We start from the raw sequence: 18740 nt of genomic DNA, 5'->3' as shown, positions 1-18740 counted from the left end.
CCGTCAGCGTCTCAGCGTGCGAGCGCGCGGTCCGCCGCGTCGCGTGCCCAGCGCTCGGCCGCCAGGACGCCCTCGAGGGACGACTCCTCCGGCGTGTGGGACTCGACCACGCGCTCGACCGTGTCCACGATGTCGAGGAAGCCGATGGCGCCGGCGTGGAACGCCGCGACTGCCTGCTCGTTCGCGGCGTTGAACACGGCCGGGTACGTCGCCCCCAGCACGCCGACGCGCTTGGCGAGGGCGACCGCCCCGAACGCATCGGTGTCGAGCGGCTCGAACGTCCACGTGCTGGCGGTCGTCCAGTCGAGCGGGACGCCGACCTCGGGCACGCGGTCCGGCCAGGCCATGCCGAGCGCGATGGGCAGGCGCATGTCCGGGGGTGACGCCTGAGCGATCGTCGAGCCGTCGGTGAACTCGACCATCGAGTGCACGATCGACTGCGCGTGCACCGTGACGTCGATGCGGTCGTAGGGCACACCGAACAGCAGGTGGGCCTCGATCACCTCGAGCCCCTTGTTGACCAGGGTCGCGGAGTTGGTCGTGACGACGAGGCCCATGTCCCACGTCGGGTGCGCGAGCGCCTGCGCCGGAGTGACGTCGCGGAGTTCCTCGCGCGAGCGGCCGCGGAACGGACCGCCGCTCGCGGTCAGGACGAGCCGGCGGACCTCCGCTGCCGTCCCGGAACGCAGGGCCTGGGCGATCGCGGAGTGCTCGCTGTCGACCGGGACGATCTGCCCGGGTGCAGCGGCGGCCTGCACGAGCGGACCGCCGACGATCAGGCTCTCCTTGTTCGCCAGGGCGAGGGTCGCGCCGGTCTCGAGCGTCGCCAGGGTGGGACCGAGCCCGACCGAGCCGGTGATCCCGTTGAGGACCACGTCGGCCTCGACGTCCCGGACCAGGCGTTCGGCGTCGGCGGCGCCGAGCGCGGTGGACCGGACGCCGAACGCCGCGGCCTGGTCGGCCAGGAGATCGGCGTTGCTGCCGGCGGTCAGGCCGACGACCTCGAAGCGCTCCGGGTTGCGGCGGACGACGTCGAGCGCCTGGGTGCCGATCGAGCCGGTGCTGCCGAGGAGGACGACGCGGCGGCGCCCGGATGCCATGGTCAGCCCTTGGCCAGGATGTCGACGACGAAGACGAGGGTCGAGTTCGCCGGGATGTTCGAGCCCTCCGGCGGCGTCGCTCCGTAGCCGTCCTCGGGCGTGACGACGATCATGACCTGCGAGCCGATCTTCTGGCCGACCAGACCGGTGACGAAGCCCTTGATGAGCGACCCCTCGGCGATGGTGAACGTGGTCGGTGCGCCCTTCGACCACGACGAGTCGAACTCCTTGCCGCCCTTGTAGAGCACGCCCTTGTACTGCACGAGCGCGGTGTCACCCTCGGCGATGGTCGCACCATCGCCCTGCTTGATGACCTCGGCCGTGGTCGTGGTCGGCGCGTCGACGTCCGGGATCGTGATCTCCGGCTCGCCGTCGGCCTTGTCCTTCACGGTCGGCAGCTTCGGGTCCTGCGTCTGTGGCGTCCCCGTCGACTTGGTCGGCGTCTGCGCGATGACGTCGGCCACGACGACGATGTCGCCGCCGGTGTTGAAGCCGAGCGCGCTCGATGCACCGACGGTCGCGATGCGGTCGCCGACGTGGGCACACGAGAGCAGTGCGCCGAACCCGCTGCCGCCCACCGAGAGCACCTGCGGGTTGCCCTGGTCGAAGCCGACCGTGCCGAGCTTCTTGGCGTCGGATGCCTGGTACACGCTGTAGGCGACCTGTGCGAAGTCGCCCTTCTTCAGGTCGGAGCCGCTGCCCTTGGTCAGCGTGGTGGCCTGCGGCGGGGTCGCCTTGAGTCCCTTGTCGAAGGTCACGGTCGGCGCGGTGGTGCCGCCGAAGTCGCCGGAGACGTCGATCGCCGCCGAGGACTTCCCCGGCTTGGGGCAGCTCGTGATGGCTGCGCTCGAGGCGCTGGCGGACGGGGACGAGGATGCGTCACTGGACCCGGAACCGGAACAGGCGGCGAGGCCCAGGACGACGGCGGGCACGAGGGCGATCGGGAGCAGACGGAGACGCTTCACGGGGAGTCAGTCTGCCGTACGCGGTGAAGAGTCGGCTCCGAGTGTGTCTGCGGAGTCCGGCACACGCACCCGGACGACCGCCTCGTGGTGGACCGGGAACGCCACGGAGCGGGCGATGAAGCAGAGCGCGTTCGCCTCTGCGTGCGCGGCTTCGGCGTCGGCGGTCCGGTCGGCTTCGGCGATCGTCACGACGGGGTGGAGTGTGGCCTCGGTCAGCTCACCCGAACCGTCGCGGTTGAGGCTGAGGGAAGCGGTCGCGTGGTCCTCGTAGGCCAGCACGGTGAATCCCCGGGTGACGGCGACGTGCAGGTAGCTCAGCATGTGGCACTGGGCCAGGGCAGCGGTGAGGAGCTCCTCGGGGTTCCACCGGTCACGGTCGCCCCGGAAGGTGGGGTCCGCCGAGCCGGCGAGGTCGTGCTTGCCCTCGGCACGGACGACGTGGTCGCGACCGAAGTCGCGTGGTCCGGTGGTGCCGGTCCCCCGGGCGCCGGTCCACTCGACGGTGACCTGGTAGGTGTGGTCGCGCATGCGGGACTCCTCGGACGGGGCGGGGACCGGGCGGATCCGGTGGATCGGGAGGACGGGTGGATCGCGGGGACCCGACGGGTCGGGTTGATCGCGGGGACCCGACGGGTCGGGTTGGTCGCGGGGACCGGGCGGATCCGCCTGATCGGTACGATCGCAGGATGAGCACCGACGTCCGTACTGACCGCCATCCTCTCACCGCGGAGGGGTCGGTCGAACTGGCGGTCCTTGAGCGGTCCGGGTTCGACGAGAGCCGACACGTCGGCGCTGGGATCGTCGTCGATGCGTCCGGCACGGTCATCGACGCGGTGGGTGACGTCAGCGCCAGCATCTACCCGCGGTCGACGATGAAGCCCTTCCAGGCACTCGCGATCCGGCGCAGCGGAGCGGTCTTCCGCGAGGAGGAGCTCGTCCTGACCACCGCGAGCCACGCGGGTACCCCGTCGCACCAGGCGGTGGTCCAGCGGATGCTGCACGCGTTCGACCACGTCGAGGACGACCTCGGTTGCCCTCCGGACATGCCGTACGACCGAGCGACGGCACGCGGGATGACCGAACCCCGGCGACTCACCATGAACTGCTCCGGCAAGCACGCGGGCATGCTCGCCGCCTGCCGGGTGAACGGCTGGGACGAGGCGACCTACCTCGACATCGACCACCCGATGCAACGCGCTGTGCGTGCCACCGTCGAGGACGCCACCGGCGAGGAGGTCGACATCGTCGGCATCGACGGCTGCGGTGCGCCGGTGTTCCCGCTGACGTTCGGGGCGATGGCGCGGGGCATCGCCGAGGTCGTCCAGCGGCAGGATGCCGACACGGCAGCGCTGACCGACGCCGTGCTCGCACACCCCTGGGCCATCGACGGGGTGGGACGAGCGAACACGGTGACGATCGAGCGCCTCGGTCTGGTGGCGAAGCTCGGTGCCGAGGGCGTCATGGTGATGGCCGCACCCGGCGGCGCTGCCGTCGTCGTGAAGGTGCTCGACGGGGCACTGCGCGCCGGGACCCTGGCGGCGCTGACGTTGCTGCAGCGGAACGGGGTGGTCTCGGCCGACGGTGTCGCGGACGTCCTGGCCACCACCGGCGAGCGGGTGCTCGGTGGCGGCGTGCCCGTGGGCGAGGTGCGCGTGGGGGCCGGTCTGCGCTGAAGCGCTGCCGGCCTGCAGGGCGCTCATGCTGCTCCGGAGGCTTCGAGCAGCGGCAGCGCCGGCCTGATGCGCTGCCCCGAGCGTGACCGCGGGTCGGTCCGGGCCACACAGCCGTAGCGCGTCACGTCGACCGTCGGGCCGTCCCGACGCGGCGCCGCGCCCAGGTCCGGCACCAGGATCACCGATGCCAGCCGCGCGCCCCAGGCATCGACCACGGCGGCGACCGCGATGCCGACGTCGAGTGCGGTCCCGGAGCGACGAACCGAACCCGGCAGCGGGCCGAGGTGCGCGAGGTCGTCCGCAGTGGCGACCCGGAGCTCGTCCGGGTCCGTCACGCCCCGGCACAGCGCGGCGACCGCGGCGAGGAACACCGCCTCGGCCACGGCGCCGTGCCCGATCACCACCAGTCCGGAGCGGGCATCGAGGATGACGTCCACCCCGTCGTCGGCGCGGCCCACCAGGAGCTCGCCCGGCGATCGGGAGCGTTCGACGGCCGATGGGTCCGACGGGTCGAGGGCCGACGGGTCGACGGCCGATGGGTCCGACCACGTGGCAGGGTCGATGACGTCGACCGGGACGCTTCCCTCGGCGGCGTTCGGCGTCGGCGCGCCCCGGACCACTGCTGCGAGCACTGCGAGCACCACGGCACTCGCGAGCGCCGTGGTGCGTGCGAAACCGCTGGTCGTGCCCGTGCCGACCGTCAGCAGTGTCGCGCCTGCCACCAGGCAGGCCCGCAGGACCAGGAGCGTCATGCACCGATCTCATCGCATCCACACCGGCGCCGGGACGACATCGGCGCCCACGGTGCAGGACCGCGGGCGCCGAGTGGCCTGTGGAGGAACAGCTACTGCACGAGGAAGAACTGCTCGCCGATGTCGACCCGGGCGCCGCGTTCGACCCGGTAGCGGCGGCCCGGCTCACACCGACGGATCGAGCCGTCGATGTGGCGGATGACCGATCCGTTGCCGGAGAAGCGATCGGACACCCAGAGGTCGTCGCCGTCGCGTCCGATCTCCAGGTGGGTCTTCGACACCGACTTGCCCGGGTCGTGGATCGTCAGCAGGTCGTCGAACCGTTCGCCCGGCTGCGGCCGCGGCAACCTGCCCAGCAGCCCGGTGCCGTGGACGCCCAGCCGTTCCCCGGTGCTGCAGTGCAGCAGGAAAGGCGCACGCGTCGGTGTCCTCGAGACGATGCGCGTCTGGTCGACGTCCTCGTCATCGTCGCCGGATGCGTCGACGTCTGCGCCTGCGCCTGCGCCTTCGTCGAGCTGGGCTGTTTCGTCGGCGTCACCGCTCGACGGCACCGATGCGACGGTCGGCAGGGGCAACGCGGGTCCGGGCATGTCCGGGATCGGCGGCAGCGGGGCAGCGGTCGGGGCAGCTGGTTGCTCCGGCGCAACGTCGTCCAGTTCCCACGCGGTCGGCGCTCGATGCCCCGCGTCCGCATCGCCCAGTTCTTCAGAAGGCGTCTCGGACCCGGACGGATCAGGAGCGCCCGACTCGTCGTCAGACTCCACGAGGCCGTCAGACTCGACCACGTCGTCCGGCTCGACCACGTCTTCCGGCTCCACGTCATTCGGCTCGACGAGGTCGTCGTTGTCCGGCTCGACGACGTCGTCCGGTTCGTCGGCGGACGTCGTCTGCGCGGCCCAGTCAGGCCGTGCGACCGGCAGCGGCACGACGGGCCCGGTGAACGCGGCCGTGACGGCAGGTCGCACGGCGCCGCACTCGTTGCAGAAGATGTCGTCGGGTTCGAGCTGGTGACCGCAGACGTGGCACGTCGTCGGGTGTGTCCCGGGCTGCACGAGCGGCGCCGGACGAGGGGGCCGACGGTCGACGAGCGGTTCGACCACCGCGGTGTCACCCGCCCGCGGCGCCTCGGGTTCCGGAGGCTCAGAGGCCACGCGGGCGTCCGTCTGTCCCACCGAGGTCGCAGCTGCCGTCACCTCGCCCGGTGCAGTGTCCACGGCAGACCCGTCAGCGACCGGAGAACGGTCATCGGTCGGCGCATCGGTCGTCGGCTCAGTGGACCCGTCCGTCGGCGCAGGGACTCCGGACGCCGTCTCGCGCTCCGGCGAGCCCGCGGTGTCGTCGCCGGCGCGACCGATCCACCAGGACGGCGCACTCGGAGCGGGAGTCGGGGCCTCCGGTGCGGCGGCCCAGAACGGCGCCGCCGGTGCAGCCTGGTCCACCGGGGCCACCGGGGCCACCGGGTCCACCGGGGCCACCGGGGGCGCGGGCGTGGGAGCGGGAGCACCGCTCGACCGGGGCGCGAGCCGCGTGACCTCGGGGTCGTCCTCGGGTGCGACTGTCTGTGCCGGCTGCGCGTCGGGGTCGAGGCTCGGCTCCGCAGGGACCGATCGCTGCGACGCCGGGTCCTGCTCGGGTCGTCGGGCTCCGGGCGCACCGGCCCACCCGTCCAGCCCGCTGCCGGCACCGTGCACGTGCGTGGGCGCGGACCGGGGTGCGAACGAGTCCGGGGTCTGCACCGGGACGGGGGCGACCTCACCCGAACGGCGGCGGTCCTCGCCAGTGAGCCAGGCGCGCGTCGCGGGGTCGAGCGTCGACTCAGGCAGCCAGGCATCGGCTGCAGGATCGCGACGATGCCCGTGCTGGTCAGGCTGCTGCAGCGGCGGCGGGGTGGCACGGTCGGTGGGCTCCGCAGCGGCAGGGCGGCGGTTCGCGGAGGTGTTCACGGCCCGACCGCACTCACCACAGAAGATCGCTCCGTCTGGCAGCACCGATCCGCAGTGTTCGCATCTGATCACAGGTTGCCTCTGTCCTCATCCGGCCCGAGGTGTCGCTCGGCGGGCCTCCGGACATCGTAGCCACCGTCCGCTCCGTGTCCGGCGCGCGCCACGTCCGCGGGGCGCGGAACCAGGCCCCGGAGCCGCTCGGCCGCGTTCGGCACCCGGATCGTGCGGAGCGACCGCGTGGAGACCAGGGTGCGCAGCCGTTCACGACGGGTCCGTCCGGACCGCAGGTGCCCGATCGCACTGTCCGTGGCGTCCCACATCCGGTCGGCGGCGCGCTCGTCGGCATCGCTCGGCCCGAACACGGCGCGGTCCGCCAGTGCCGCGAGTCCGGCCCCGCCGTCGCCGGGTGCCGTGACCGCCACCTCGCGCCGGGTCGCAGCAACAGGGATGTCCTGGCCGCGGTCGAGCAGGGCGTCCCTGTACTCGTCCCAGGCGCCGATGATCCGACCCCGAGCGGTCGCGGCCCGTCGGCGCCGACGCCGGCGCACCCGCTTGATCGCCACGATGACGATGAACGGCAGCAGGACGAGGGCGATGAACCCGAGGGTCCCGAGCACCCACGGCAGCGCCGCGAGCAGGATCTGCAGCCAGAGCGGCGGCTGGTCCGGCGTGTTCCGGTCGCTCTGCGGCGGCGCCTGCTGGTCCTGGTCCTGCTGCTCGACCGGTGGCGGCGGCACGACGGTCTCGGGGCGTGTGACCGGCTTCGGCGTCTGGCGCTGCTCGTCCGGGATCTGCCGGACAGCGGGGTTCGGGTTGATCGTGACCCAGCCCCACTGCGCGGTGTCGACCTCGATGCGCGCCGTCACGTCCGACCCACGGAACGTCGTCGTGCGCGCCGTCCCCGTCGCTCCCGCACTGGAGCCCGCGTCACCACCGGCAGCGAAGCCCATCACGACCCGCGTCGGGAACCCGATCTCCTCGGACATCAGGGCTGCCGCGACCGCGTACTGCTCCTGGTCACCGATCATCAACGGCGACGTCAGCAGCTCCTGGATCCGGTCCGCGCCGTGCCCCGACCGACTCGCACGGTCGTCGCCGACGCCGTGGCTGACGTACCCCCTGCTCTTGAGCGCCTGGATCACCGCGACGAGCTTCGCTCCGTCCGAGTCGGCCGTTCCGGCGGTCGACTCCACGGTGTCGCGCACGGCGTCCGGCACGTTCGTCGGCGACGGCACGGTGGCGTCTCCGGGCCGAGCGCTTGCGAGTTGGTCCTCGGACGGCTGGTCGGGCACGACGGCACGGAGGTCGTACCGGGTGCCCGCCGGCACACCGCCGACGACGGCGCCCGTCGCGGTCGACGCGTTGTAGAAGAAGGAACTGCGCGCGCGGTCCGCACCGCTGCCGCGGAAGTCGATCTGTTCGAGGTCACCGACCGTGGGCAGCCAGACCCCGCTGTACCCGTCCACCGTGACCCCGACGTCGACCGTGCTCCCCCGGACACCGCGCACGTCGACGGCGGTCGGCACCCGCTCGAACGTGCCGGACGGCGAGGCGCCGTCGGTCCCGCCCACGCGGTAGGTCACGCCGTCGTAGGTGTCGAGGGTCGCGATCCGGACGAAGCCGTTGCGTGGCAGTCCGGAGACCCGCAGCTGGGTCGTGTCCGCCTCGGAGGACTCCTCGTACGCGCGGAAGCCGCTGAGCGGGCTGACGTAGTCGCGCGGGTCGAAGGGCTTGACGACGTCCGTCCGCGCGACGGTCCGCGCGGTCGTGGGCGGCGCGACGAGCCCGAGGCCGGTCGCGACGACCGCTGCCGCCAGGATGGTCGCGCTCCCGACCAACGCCGGACGGACCACTGACCTCCGCACCGCGACCGGAGCGCCGATCGTCCGCGCGACGGCACTGGCCCGCCGCGCGTGCCGCACGGTGAGCGCCCACACGAGCGCGACCCCCGTCAGCGCGACCGCCAGGGCGATCGACGTGTCGAGACGCGTGGGACCGACCACGACACCGACCGCGAGCAGCACCAGCGCCGGGATGCTCGCGAGTTCCTGCCGGGAGGCCCGGGTCGCGCAGCTCACGCCGGTCACCGTGGCGACGAGCAGGGTCACGAAGAACGGCACCAGCAACGCCTCGTAGGTCCCGACCGGCAGGCTGATGGTGACGAGCCGCTTCCACCCCAGCGCGACGCCGGAGAACAGGTCGAGCAGACCCGGCCCGGTGGGCAGCAGCCCAGCCGCCTCGTCCGGCACGGCGGCCGGTACGCCGGTCACGACGAAGGCCGCGATCGTCGCGACGGCCACGACCGCGGTCGACGACCGGAACACCGCACCGAGCAGGGCGACCAGCGACCCGGCGACGACAGCGGTCACCCCGGCGACGACCATCCCCTGGTCGCGGTAGACCGGCCACCAGGCGACGCTCGCGACGGCGAGCAGCAGCCAGACGACGAGCGTGCCACCCGCCAGTCGGGTTGGCGACACCCGTGCGTCCCGACGGGCCTGCCGACGCGTGTCTCGACGCGGACGTGACGGAGCGAGGGGCGGGGCGCTCACACGGCCGCCGATCGGTGCAGGGCGAGACGGAGGTCGTCCAGGTAGCCGATGGTCATGACCGTCAGGCCAGGGATCCGGACGAAGCGCGGGACGGACTCGGGCTCGCAGACCACCGCGACGACCTCGACCCCGATCGGGAAGCGGGTCGCTGCCAGACGCAGTGCCGGCAGTTCGACGGCGGACCCGACCACGAGGAAGGCCACCGAGATGCCGGCCGTGTCGGAGCCGACGATGCGCGCGACCTCCGCGACGGGCAGGCAGGCGTCCGCCAGCGCGACCGAGGCGAACTCGTCGAGCAGTCGGGTCGGGGTGACCGTGGGCAGGCGGTGCACCGCGTACACCGGCCGCCGCGCGAACTCGGGCGTCCGCTGGGACACGACGACCGTGACCTCCCGGCCGTCGCGGATCGCCCGCGTGCCGAGGGAGGCGGCGGCACTCACCGCGAGCTCGAACTCCTCGTCGTCGGCGAACTCGCTCCGCGCCAACCCGAGCGCGACGACGAGGTGCGACCGCCGCGTGTCCTCGAACTGCCGCACCATGAGCGCGCCGGTCTTCGCCGTCGACTTCCAGTGCACCGTGCGCGGGTCGTCCCCGGGCATGTACTCGCGGATCGCGTGGAACGAGATGTCGGCCGGCGACAGGTCCGTCGTCGCCTGCCCCTCGAGGTCCCGGACCAGACCCGTGCTGGTCGACGGGATCGCCACCGTGCGCGGGTGCACGATGACCTGTTCGCGCGCGGTCCAGACGATCTCGCGGCGCACCAACCCGACCGGGTCAGCGCGGACGCCGGTGACGGGTCCGACGTCCAGGACACCGCGTCGCACCGTGGGGACCGGCACCGCTCGTTCGAACGTCGTGCGCGGCGCGATGGTCGGGATCGCGACGTCCACCAGGCCGGACCCGACAGGGACCTCCACCGTGACCGGTACCGACGGCAGCCGGGAGGGGTTCTCGGCCGTGACCGTCACACCGGCAGCGTCCCCCACCGCCACGCGCCGAGCCGGCGGACTCATCCGGATGACCAGGCGCGAGTGCCCGATCAGGGCGATCGCTGCGACCACGACGAGCAGGATGCCGGCGAAGCCGACGACCACGACCTCGCGCAGGCCGAACCGGTAGCCGACGACCACCGCGACGACCGTCAGGACCGCCACCGTCCATCCCAGGCCGGTGACCACGGACGAGACCGCGTCCCAGGAACGCGCCACGCTCCTCCAGGCCGTGCGCCACAGACGGACCGCACCGACGACCGCTTCGGCCGCCACCCCCTGTCGTTCCCCGACCAGGCGGGTCCGGACGTTGGTCAGCCCGGCGACCGTCCCCGTGCGCTCGTAGGCCGTGCCCGGACGACGCGACCGCGTCGACGAGGGACGGCGCGAGCGCGTGGAGACCGGTCGCCGGTCCGTCACGACGTGACCCGGTCGGCCGGGGGCGGGGTCTCGACGAGCAGCTGGGAGACGACACTCGACGTGCTCACGCCGTCGAACTCCGCCTCGGCGTCGAGGACCATGCGGTGCGCCAGGACCGGTTCGGCCAGTGCCTTGACGTCGTCGGGCGTGACGTAGTGTCGACCGCTCAGCGCGGCGAACACCCGACTCGCGCGCATCAGGCCCATCGCGCCGCGGACGCTCACGCCCAGTCGGACCTCGTTCGCCGCGCGGGTCGCGTCCACGAGTCGCGCGACGTAGTCCGCGATCGTGGCGTCGACGTGCACCGTGCGGGCGAGGGCCGCCATCTCGGTGATGGTCGCGGCGGGGACGACACTCGCGAGCGGGACCGAGGATGCGGGCGCCGACGAGGTCTCGAGGATCTTCACCGTCGCGGCGTGGTCCGGGTAGCCGATCGAGGTCTTCATGAGGAAGCGGTCCAGCTGTGCCTCGGGCAGCCGGTAGGTGCCAGCCTGCTCGACGGGGTTCTGGGTGGCGATGACCATGAAGGGGGCGGCCAGTCGGTGGTTGACGCCGTCGACGGTGATCGCTGCTTCCTCCATCGCCTCGAGCAGGGCGGACTGCGTCTTCGGGCTGGCGCGGTTGATCTCGTCCGCGAGCACGATGTTCGCGAAGACCGGGCCGCGGTGGAACTCGAACTCCTGGTTGCGCTGGTCGTAGACGCTGATGCCCGTGATGTCGCCGGGCAGCAGGTCGGGCGTGAACTGGATCCGGTTCGTGGAGCCTTGCACGCTCTGCGCGAGTGCGCGGGCCATGCTGGTCTTGCCGGTGCCGGGGACGTCCTCGAGCAGCAGGTGGCCCTCGCTCAGCATCGCGGTCACGGCGAGCCGGATGACGAAGGTCTTCCCGAGGAGCACCTGCTCGACGTTGGTCACGATGCGGCCGGCGACGTCGGCGAACCAGGTGGCCTGCTCGGGGGACATGCTCATGCGGGGAGTTCTCCTCGTTCGTTCACGGCGGTTCGCCGCTGTCATTCTCGCTGGGTCGAGCGGCTGGAGCGTCAGCCGCCTGCTGTGTCGTTTCCAGTGATGCTTCGCTCGGCGTAGCTGGGATCCGTCTTTCCGTTGACGGTCTGCTTCACCTGGACCGTCGCGTACCCGGCAGGAACGTTCGCGTTGGCGGCCCACGCGTTCCCGCTCGGATCGGTCTTGTCGCAGTCGTCGAAGACCAGACCGGGCTTGCAGAACGCGATCTGCTGCGCGGGCGACCCGTATCCGTTGTTGCTGTCGTCGATGACGAGCGCTTGTCCGACGGTCGCGGTGGTGATCGTGGCGCGTGTCGTGAACGCCGTCGCGGCCTTCGCAGTCGTCTCGGAGCAGTACATGTCGGGGAGCGCACACGTGCTCACGACGACGACCGTCGAACTGCCGTAGCCGACCCCGGCACCGAGGTCCGCCGAGCCCTGGAACGGCACAGGCGTGTTCCCGTTGATCGAGTAGTAGGTGTACTTGCCAGAAGCGGAGGCAGTGAGCCCGAGGTCCCAATCCGGGCTGAGGATGCCGTTCTGGGCGACAGTCACTGTCGCCGTGGGCGCAGGCGGAGTCGAGAAGCCTTGCACACCGGCGGCGTCCGATGCCGTGCAGAAGAACCCGTTGTCTGCAAGGGCGACGTAGACGTAGTCACTAGCGATCGAGTCCTTCGCCGTGGCGGCGTCCCAGACGAACTCCGAACCGGACGTCGAGCATCCTGGGGGGATCGGCGTTCCCGCGCGGTACTTCGCGATGCGCATGGAAGTTCCCGCTCCTCCCCAGTCGGACTCTGCCGCGTTGAGCGTCACTGAGGTCTGGCCGCCGTCGGGCGTTCCGTCTGCGGTGATGACCGGCTTGGCTGGCGCTCCCACAGCAGTACCCGTCGCCTGCGCTGAGTTCCACTGGACGACCGTGTTGTCGCGATCGGCACCGTTCCGCGCCGAGACCGCCACGGTGTAGGGCAGACCACTCTGCGCGCCCTGGAACGACGTGCTGGTCGAGACCCCGGTGTTCCGGGTGGTGGAGAGGCCTGGCCCCTGGATGGTGACGACGTAGTCATCGACGGGCGTTCCGTTGTTCGGCGTTCCGACGGCGTTCCAGGTGACGTCGAGCTGGTTCGGCGTCGACTTGTCCGCCACCACGCTGATGCCCTGCGGCGCCGCGGGGACGAAGTCGGCGCTCATCGGCGCGGACTGCTGCGACGCGGCCGACTGTCCGACGGCGTTCACGGCGACCACGGCGAACCGGTAGGAGGCCTTGGGGTCGAGGCCAGCGATCGTGCAGACAGTGGCGAGACCGCAGTCCTTCGCGACCCCGTTGCTCCCGGTGACCAGGTAGTCGGTGATCGGCGAGTTGTTGGCCTGCGGCGTCGACCACGTCAGCGTGACCTGGCCGCCGTCGTACGAGCCTGTCCTGGTCGGGGCGCCCGGCGCGTCGGGGACGTCCTGCACCGAGATGGTGACGTCGCCCCAGACGTACCGGTCCGGGTCGTTCGTGGCGTCGGCAACCTGGTACTGCAGGTTCGTGTTGACCGGCTTCGCACCGGCAGCGACCGACACCTGCAGGCGGGACTTGTCCGCACTGGGCGTGATCGTGACGCCGGACGGCAGACCACCGGCGAGCCCGCGGATCGCGACGACGCGCAGGGGCTCGGCGGGGAACGGGTTCGTGGGCTGGTCGTTCGCGAGCACGTCGATCGTGGTCGACTGCCCGCGTTTCGCGACCGCGCTGTCGGCACCGGGTTGGACGAGTGGCCGGTTCGAGGCGACGATGCCGACCGTCACGGAGCCGGAGCGTCCGGCGTTCGTCGCGTCGGAGACACCGATGCCGATCGACGCGGTGGTGTTCTTGGTCGCGGTGTCGGCCACGGCGATGGTCAGGCGCTGCCCGGAGACCGTCGCGGTCGTCCCGGCGGCCGGCTGGCTGACGACGGAGTACTTGAGCTCCGGCAGGTCCTGCGGGTACGGGTAGTCGGTCAGTCGGGACAGGTCGATGGTCCGCGACTCACCCGGCTGCATCTCGACGGACGACCCGGTGAACGCGGGTGGCTGGTTCGACCGCGGCTCGACCTTGATCGGCAGGACGAGGGTCGCCACGCGGCCCTTGCCGCCGTTCGCGTCCGACCCATCGGTGACCTCGAACGAGATCGAGGCGTTGCCGTAGTACAGCTTCGCCGAGGTGAACTGCAGCGTCGACTGGTCGACGGTCAGGTCGTCGCCGTTGGCGTGGGTCGCCTTGACGGTTCCCGGGTCGGTGATCTTCGCGGTCTGCCCGTTGGCCGTGACCACGTACTTGGCGAGCGGGATGCGGACGGTCGCCTCGCTCTTGACCGTGATGGCGCCGACGGAGCGGTCGATCTGCGGCAGCGCGTCGTCGAACCCGGGGACGTGGATGAAGCCGTACGACACGACGTCGGGGCGGTCCTTGCGTGCAACGGAGAACGGGATCACCTGGGAGTCGTTCGTCAGCGTGACGAGGACGCGTCCGTCGGCGGTCGGTCGGGCGTCGCCCCCGTAGCCGTCGACCACGCCGACGGTCAGGTCGGAGGTGGACCCCTCGGCGAAGAACACGTTCTTCAGCACGTCGACGGTCACGTTCTGCCGGTGCAGGATGTCCTGCAGGTCGAGCACCGTGTCGTCCACTTCTGGTCGGAGCGGCTGCGCGTCCTTGTCGACCGTGACGGTGAGGAACGCCGTGCTGGCGCCCCCGTTCTCGTTCGCTGCGGTGTAGAGCACGGCGAAGTCGCCACTGGTCGCGGACGCCGGCGGGGTGACCCGGATCTCCTGGCCTCGCAGCACCTTCGCGCGCACACCCGCTGCCGTCGGCTCGGCCTTGGACACCCGGAGCTGGCCACCCTCGGGGTCGGAGTCGTTCTGCAGCACCCGCACGGTCACGGATCCCCCGGGCCGGATCGTGACGTGGTCGGCCTCGGCGACGGGGTTGGACGCCTGCTCGGCGCGCGGGGCGATCCCGACCCGGATGGTGCCCGTCGCCCGGGCCCCGAGGGCGTCGACGACGGTGTAGGTGAACTCGTCGGTGCCGGCGGAGTAGTCGCCCGCCTCGTACGTGAGGGAGTCCGTGCCGACGTCGCTGACCGAGCCCTTGTCCGGGTTCGACGCGACGCCCACCAGCTGGACCGAGTCGCCGTCGGGGTCGATGCCGTTGAGCGGCACCGAGATGCGGACCGCCTGCCCGGCGACCACGCGTGCGGTGACCGTCTGCGGGACGGGCGGGTTGTTCGTGGCGGAGTCCTTCTCGCGCACCGAGATGGAGACGGCAGCGTCGGAGGTCTGTCCGTCCGGCCCGGCGACCCGGTAGACCGCGGTGTAGTTGCCCGGGGTCTTCGGAGCGAGGTACCGCAGGTGGTCGCCCGAGACGAACAGCAGCCCGCCGTCGCCGGGGACGTTCTGCACGAGGTCGGGCGCGAGCGTCAGCGGTTCGCCTTCGGGCTGGGTGTCGTTGGCCAGGACGTCGATGTCCGCGACGTCGCCGACGCGCACGGTGGCGCTGTCCGGTTGGGCGACGGGCGGTTGGATGCGTTCCGGCTTCGGGATCTCGACCACCGTGACCGTGCCGGTCGAGGACGCGAGCCCGTTCGACTCGGTGTACGTGAAGGTCACCGGCCCGTCGAGGGGTGCCGTCAGGGTCGTCCGGACCGTGTGCTGGTCGAGGATGCTCGCCTGCACGCCGGCGCCGCGGGCCGGTCCGTCCAGCGCGGTGACGAGCAGGACGCCGCCTGCGGGGTCGATGTCGGTCGCGGTGACGTCGGTGTCCTTCGTCGACAGGGTCGTGACGAAGACGGTCTTCGGCGTCGTGATCGGCGCGGTGGAGGCGTCCGGCGGCGCGAGGACCGTGATGCGGACCACCCCGCTCGCGGTCTTGGTGCCGTCGGTGACCGTGTACTCGACCTGGTGGTCCCCCACTGCCGAGCTGTCGACCCGGAACGTGCCGGCGTCGTAGCTCGGCGTGATGGTGACCCCGCTGGTCGAGGACACACTGGTGAGGGTCACGGCACCGTTCCCGCCACGGACGTGCTCGAGCGGTGTGACCGAGAAGGACTTGCCGGCGTAGCCCTGCACGGGGAACGCGTCGGCGCGCAGCGGGACGCTCCCCTGGGCGGCGACGTGCACCGTCACCGACCCGCGGCCGTCAGCGCGTCCGTCGCTCACGACGAGTTGGACGCTGCGGTCGCCGGTCCGGCCGCTGGTGTTCCGGAAGTCGAGCAGTCCGTCGGGCGTCGTCGAGACCTGGTCACCGTCGGATGCGGACGCGGACTTCAGGTAGACCGGGTCGCCGTCGGGGTCCACCCAGTCGCCCAGCACGTCGCTGGAGACGTGGCCGTTGCGCACGACGTCGGCGCTGGTGTCGCGGACCTGCCGTGGTGCGCTGTTCTCGGACTCGGGTCGGACCGACACGCGGACCTCGGCGGTCGCGGAACCGCCGTTGCCGTCGGTGATCGTGTACGGGAAGGTCACGGTGCCGCTCGCGGCGGCGCTGAGCGTGATCTGCAGGCGCTGGCCGTCGTCGACGATCGCGACCGAGCCTTCGGCCCGGTCGACCGACCCGACCTCGCTGATCACGATCGGGTCGCCGTTGGGGTCGTAGTCGTTGAGCAGGACCGGGAGGCTCGTGGTGCGTCCGGGACGCGCGCCCAGGTCGTCGTCGACCGCCACCGGCGGCTTCTGGTCCTTCTCGACCTGGGGGTCGTCGTCGGACACCTGCTCCTGCTGCTGGTCGTCGTCCCGCTTGATCAGGTCCGACCAGTTGTCGATGAGCTGGCCGCTGCGGTCGATCGCCCAGGACCGTCCGGTGGCCGGGTCGTTGGCCACGACCGTGTCGCCGTTGTGCACGATCGCCAGGGCGGCACCGCCCGGCATGCTGTCCAACTGCTGGAGTGCACGACCGTCGCACGTGTCGACGGCCTGGCCTCCGCTCCACGCCCCGTACGTGCAGGAGCCGTCGACGTAGGGACGGGCGGCGCGTCCGGAGACCTGGAGGGGCGTCGCGGTCGCCGACCCCGAGGGGGTCACCCGGACCATGCCGGCAGCCCCCGCCACCACGACCGCGTCCCCGTCGACCGACGAGTGCTGCAGCGCGGGGTCGGCACCAACGCGGCTGCCGAGGTCGACCGTCGTCCCGTCGACGGCGAGTCGGCCGTCGGTGCGGTCGAGGACGGCGACGTGCGAACCCACGGCCGCCACCTGGAAGTCGTCGGCACGGTCCATCCTGACCGACCACTTCTCGGTGACCGACATCGTGGCGCCGAGCTGGACGAGCGACGCAGTGGCCGTGCGCGGCGAGTAAACCGCCACGTGGTCATCGGACGCGTCGAAGACGGCGTCGGCCCCGAGCGTCAGGTCGGCCTTGGTCGAGGCGTCGAACTCGTCGAGCCGCCCGGCCGGGGTCGACCAGAGCTCGCCGGTCTCCTGGTTGCCGATGACGGCGGTGTCACCGGCGAGGAACACCTGCGGCGACCCGGAGGGCAGACTGACGGCGTCACCGACCGTGGCGTCGGCCACGTCGACCTTGGCGACGGTGCCCTTGGTCGCGTCGACGGAGTAGACCGTCGCCCCGCGCTGCACCACCGACAGTGCGTCGGAGGATGCCTCGACCGCGGTGTTGAGCTGCAGCACCGCGGTGTTCGCCCGGCCGACGGCGCCGTACTGCGCCGAGGGCACCCAGACCGTGCCGTCGCCCAGGTCGACGCGCTGCGTGTGGTAGCCGCTGGAGGCGAGGGCAGCGCCGGCCACCAGCGCCGTGACCAGCACCGAGGCGCCGACCGTGACCGCGGCGGACCGGTGCTGCGCGATGAACCGACGGATCACGAGCCGCTGCCGATCGTCGCGCACCGCTCGGCGCTGGCGACCCCGGTCTTGCCGTCACGGTTCACCGCGACGGAGACGCACTCCTCGTCGCCCTTCGACCCGGTCACCACGAACGAGGTTCCGGACTGCTGGCTGGAGGCACCGCCCGACGAGATGACGTAGGTGTCCCCGGCCTGGAGCCCGGGGTCCGACCAGCGGAAGGTCACGGACTCGCCGGAGGTCGTCGCACGGACGTCGGACACGGTCGGGATCGCGCCCGTGCCGGCCCGGGTGACGGCGAGGACGGTGGTCACCGCGAGGGCCGCGACGACGACGGCTGCCGCGGTGGAGACCCAGGCGACCGTCCGACGCGAGCGTCGGCGTGCGACGGTCATCGACCCGGTTCGGTGCACGGTGCCCACGCTGCGGGACCCCGTCGCAGCGACTCCGCCCTGCACCGGGCGCCGGGTGCGCCGACGCCGACCGACGCGCGACGGCGGCTGGAGGTCGCGCACCATCGTCCGGTCGCCCTCGGGCGTCGGCATCGCGACGGCCCAGGCCTCGACCGCGACGTCCGCCGGCGTCTGCGGGAGACCGAGTTCGGCCTGCACCTGCTGGAACCCGCGCACGAGCTCCATCACGGTGGTCGGCCGCTGCTGGACCCTCCGCGACATCGCGGTCGCGAGCAGGCGCTCGAGGGACGGTGGCACGTCGGTGCGGCCGGTGGGCTTGACCCCGCCCTTGTCGATGCGGGCCATCAGGTCCGACGCGCCGTTCTTGCCACCGAGGACCTCGAAGGGGCTCCGGCCGGCCACCAGGGAGAAGACCGTGGCGGCGAGCGAGTAGACCTCGGACTGGATCGTTCCGCGGGAGTCGTCGATCAGGACCTCCGGCGCGGACCACGGGATCGACATGCCGATCGGCTCGTCCGGGTCGGCTTCGCCGATGGTCGCCGCGATCCCGAAGTCCGACAGCACGGGGTTGCCGTACGCCGTCAGCAGGATGTTCGAGGGCTTGATGTCGCGGTGCAGGACACCTTCGCGGTGCGCGGTCTCGAGGGCCGCGCCGATGCGGATCCCGATCGTCAGGACCTCGGACACCGGGACCGGGGAGCGGCGGTAGCGCTCGCTGAGCGAGGACGAGCAGAGCTCCATCACCAGGTAAGGCCGGCCGTCGGAGGCGACGCTCGCCTGCAGCACGGTCAGGATCGAGGGGTGGGTGCTGAGCCGCGCCATGAGGTTCGCCTCGGCCTGGAACATCTGGCGGACGCGGTCGTCCACCACCTCGTCGAGGAGCACCTTGACGGCGACCTGTCGGCGCGGCATGTCCTGCTCGTAGAGGAACACGTCGGCGAAGCCGCCCGAACCGAGCACGTGCACGGGCGTGAACCCCGCGATGACCGGAGGCGTGGACGGCAGGCGTCGCGCCATGGTGCCCTTCCTCCCCGGCCGGCAGGGCCAGTCGATCGTCGCGGCCTTCCAGTGTACGGAGCCGTCCTCCGGCGGGGCCTTCCGCACCGGTGCACGGACAGCCCC

At 71.9% G+C, this 18740-nt stretch carries 11 protein-coding genes; 1 reads left to right on the top strand and 10 read right to left on the bottom strand.

From position 1 onward, the window contains the following. Window positions 1-11: 11 nt before the first annotated feature. Genes dxr through BIU90_RS13080 form a run of 3 tightly spaced genes read right to left on the bottom strand, consistent with a single transcriptional unit; the run spans window position 12 to window position 2593 of the window. On the bottom strand, window positions 12-1100 hold the full coding sequence (dxr, locus tag BIU90_RS13090) for a 1-deoxy-D-xylulose-5-phosphate reductoisomerase (RefSeq protein WP_071300646.1): 1089 nt from the start codon (window positions 1098-1100) through the stop codon (window positions 12-14). Between the two features lie 2 nt (window positions 1101-1102). After that, on the bottom strand, window positions 1103-2065 hold the full coding sequence (locus BIU90_RS13085) for an FKBP-type peptidyl-prolyl cis-trans isomerase (protein ID WP_071300645.1): 963 nt from the start codon (window positions 2063-2065) through the stop codon (window positions 1103-1105). 6 nt (window positions 2066-2071) lie between these two features. Next, window positions 2072-2593: an OsmC family protein gene (locus BIU90_RS13080; protein ID WP_071300644.1), complete on the bottom strand. Its 522-nt coding sequence runs from the start codon at window positions 2591-2593 to the stop codon at window positions 2072-2074. A gap of 158 nt (window positions 2594-2751) precedes the next feature. Here BIU90_RS13080 and BIU90_RS13075 point away from each other — a divergent pair, with 158 nt between their 5' ends. Continuing rightward, window positions 2752-3738, top strand: a complete 987-nt coding sequence (locus BIU90_RS13075) for an asparaginase (protein ID WP_071300643.1) — start codon at window positions 2752-2754, stop codon at window positions 3736-3738. Between the two features lie 23 nt (window positions 3739-3761). On the opposite strand, the gene BIU90_RS13070 is transcribed toward BIU90_RS13075, so the two are convergent. The 7 genes from BIU90_RS13070 to BIU90_RS13040 all read right to left on the bottom strand — a co-directional run bounded on the left by BIU90_RS13070 (window position 3762) and on the right by BIU90_RS13040 (window position 18635). Next, on the bottom strand, window positions 3762-4490 hold the full coding sequence (locus BIU90_RS13070) for a hypothetical protein (RefSeq protein ID WP_071300642.1): 729 nt from the start codon (window positions 4488-4490) through the stop codon (window positions 3762-3764). A gap of 92 nt (window positions 4491-4582) precedes the next feature. Next, window positions 4583-6433 (bottom strand): hypothetical protein, encoded by a 1851-nt coding sequence (locus BIU90_RS18760; protein ID WP_071300641.1) that lies wholly within the window; start codon window positions 6431-6433, stop codon window positions 4583-4585. 68 nt (window positions 6434-6501) lie between these two features. Beyond that, complete coding sequence (locus BIU90_RS13060) at window positions 6502-8913, bottom strand: transglutaminase domain-containing protein (protein ID WP_071300640.1); 2412 nt, start codon at window positions 8911-8913, stop codon at window positions 6502-6504. A gap of 68 nt (window positions 8914-8981) precedes the next feature. Beyond that, window positions 8982-10394: a DUF58 domain-containing protein gene (locus BIU90_RS13055; RefSeq protein WP_083403949.1), complete on the bottom strand. Its 1413-nt coding sequence runs from the start codon at window positions 10392-10394 to the stop codon at window positions 8982-8984. Beyond that, window positions 10391-11362: a MoxR family ATPase gene (locus BIU90_RS13050; protein WP_071300639.1), complete on the bottom strand. Its 972-nt coding sequence runs from the start codon at window positions 11360-11362 to the stop codon at window positions 10391-10393. Before BIU90_RS13050 ends, BIU90_RS13055 begins: the two co-directional genes overlap by 4 nt. Window positions 11363-11433: 71 nt before the next feature. Then, complete coding sequence (locus tag BIU90_RS13045) at window positions 11434-17250, bottom strand: Ig-like domain-containing protein (protein WP_071300638.1); 5817 nt, start codon at window positions 17248-17250, stop codon at window positions 11434-11436. Beyond that, window positions 17223-18635 (bottom strand): serine/threonine-protein kinase, encoded by a 1413-nt coding sequence (locus BIU90_RS13040; protein ID WP_071300637.1) that lies wholly within the window; start codon window positions 18633-18635, stop codon window positions 17223-17225. The genes BIU90_RS13045 and BIU90_RS13040 overlap by 28 nt, the downstream gene beginning before the upstream one ends. Window positions 18636-18740: the final 105 nt, after the last annotated feature.

Source organism: Curtobacterium sp. MCBA15_001, assembly GCF_001864835.1.
Lineage (GTDB): Bacteria > Actinomycetota > Actinomycetes > Actinomycetales > Microbacteriaceae > Curtobacterium.
The sequence above is the reverse complement of the archived record's forward strand: the minus strand, read 5'-3'. Positions and strand labels throughout refer to the sequence as shown.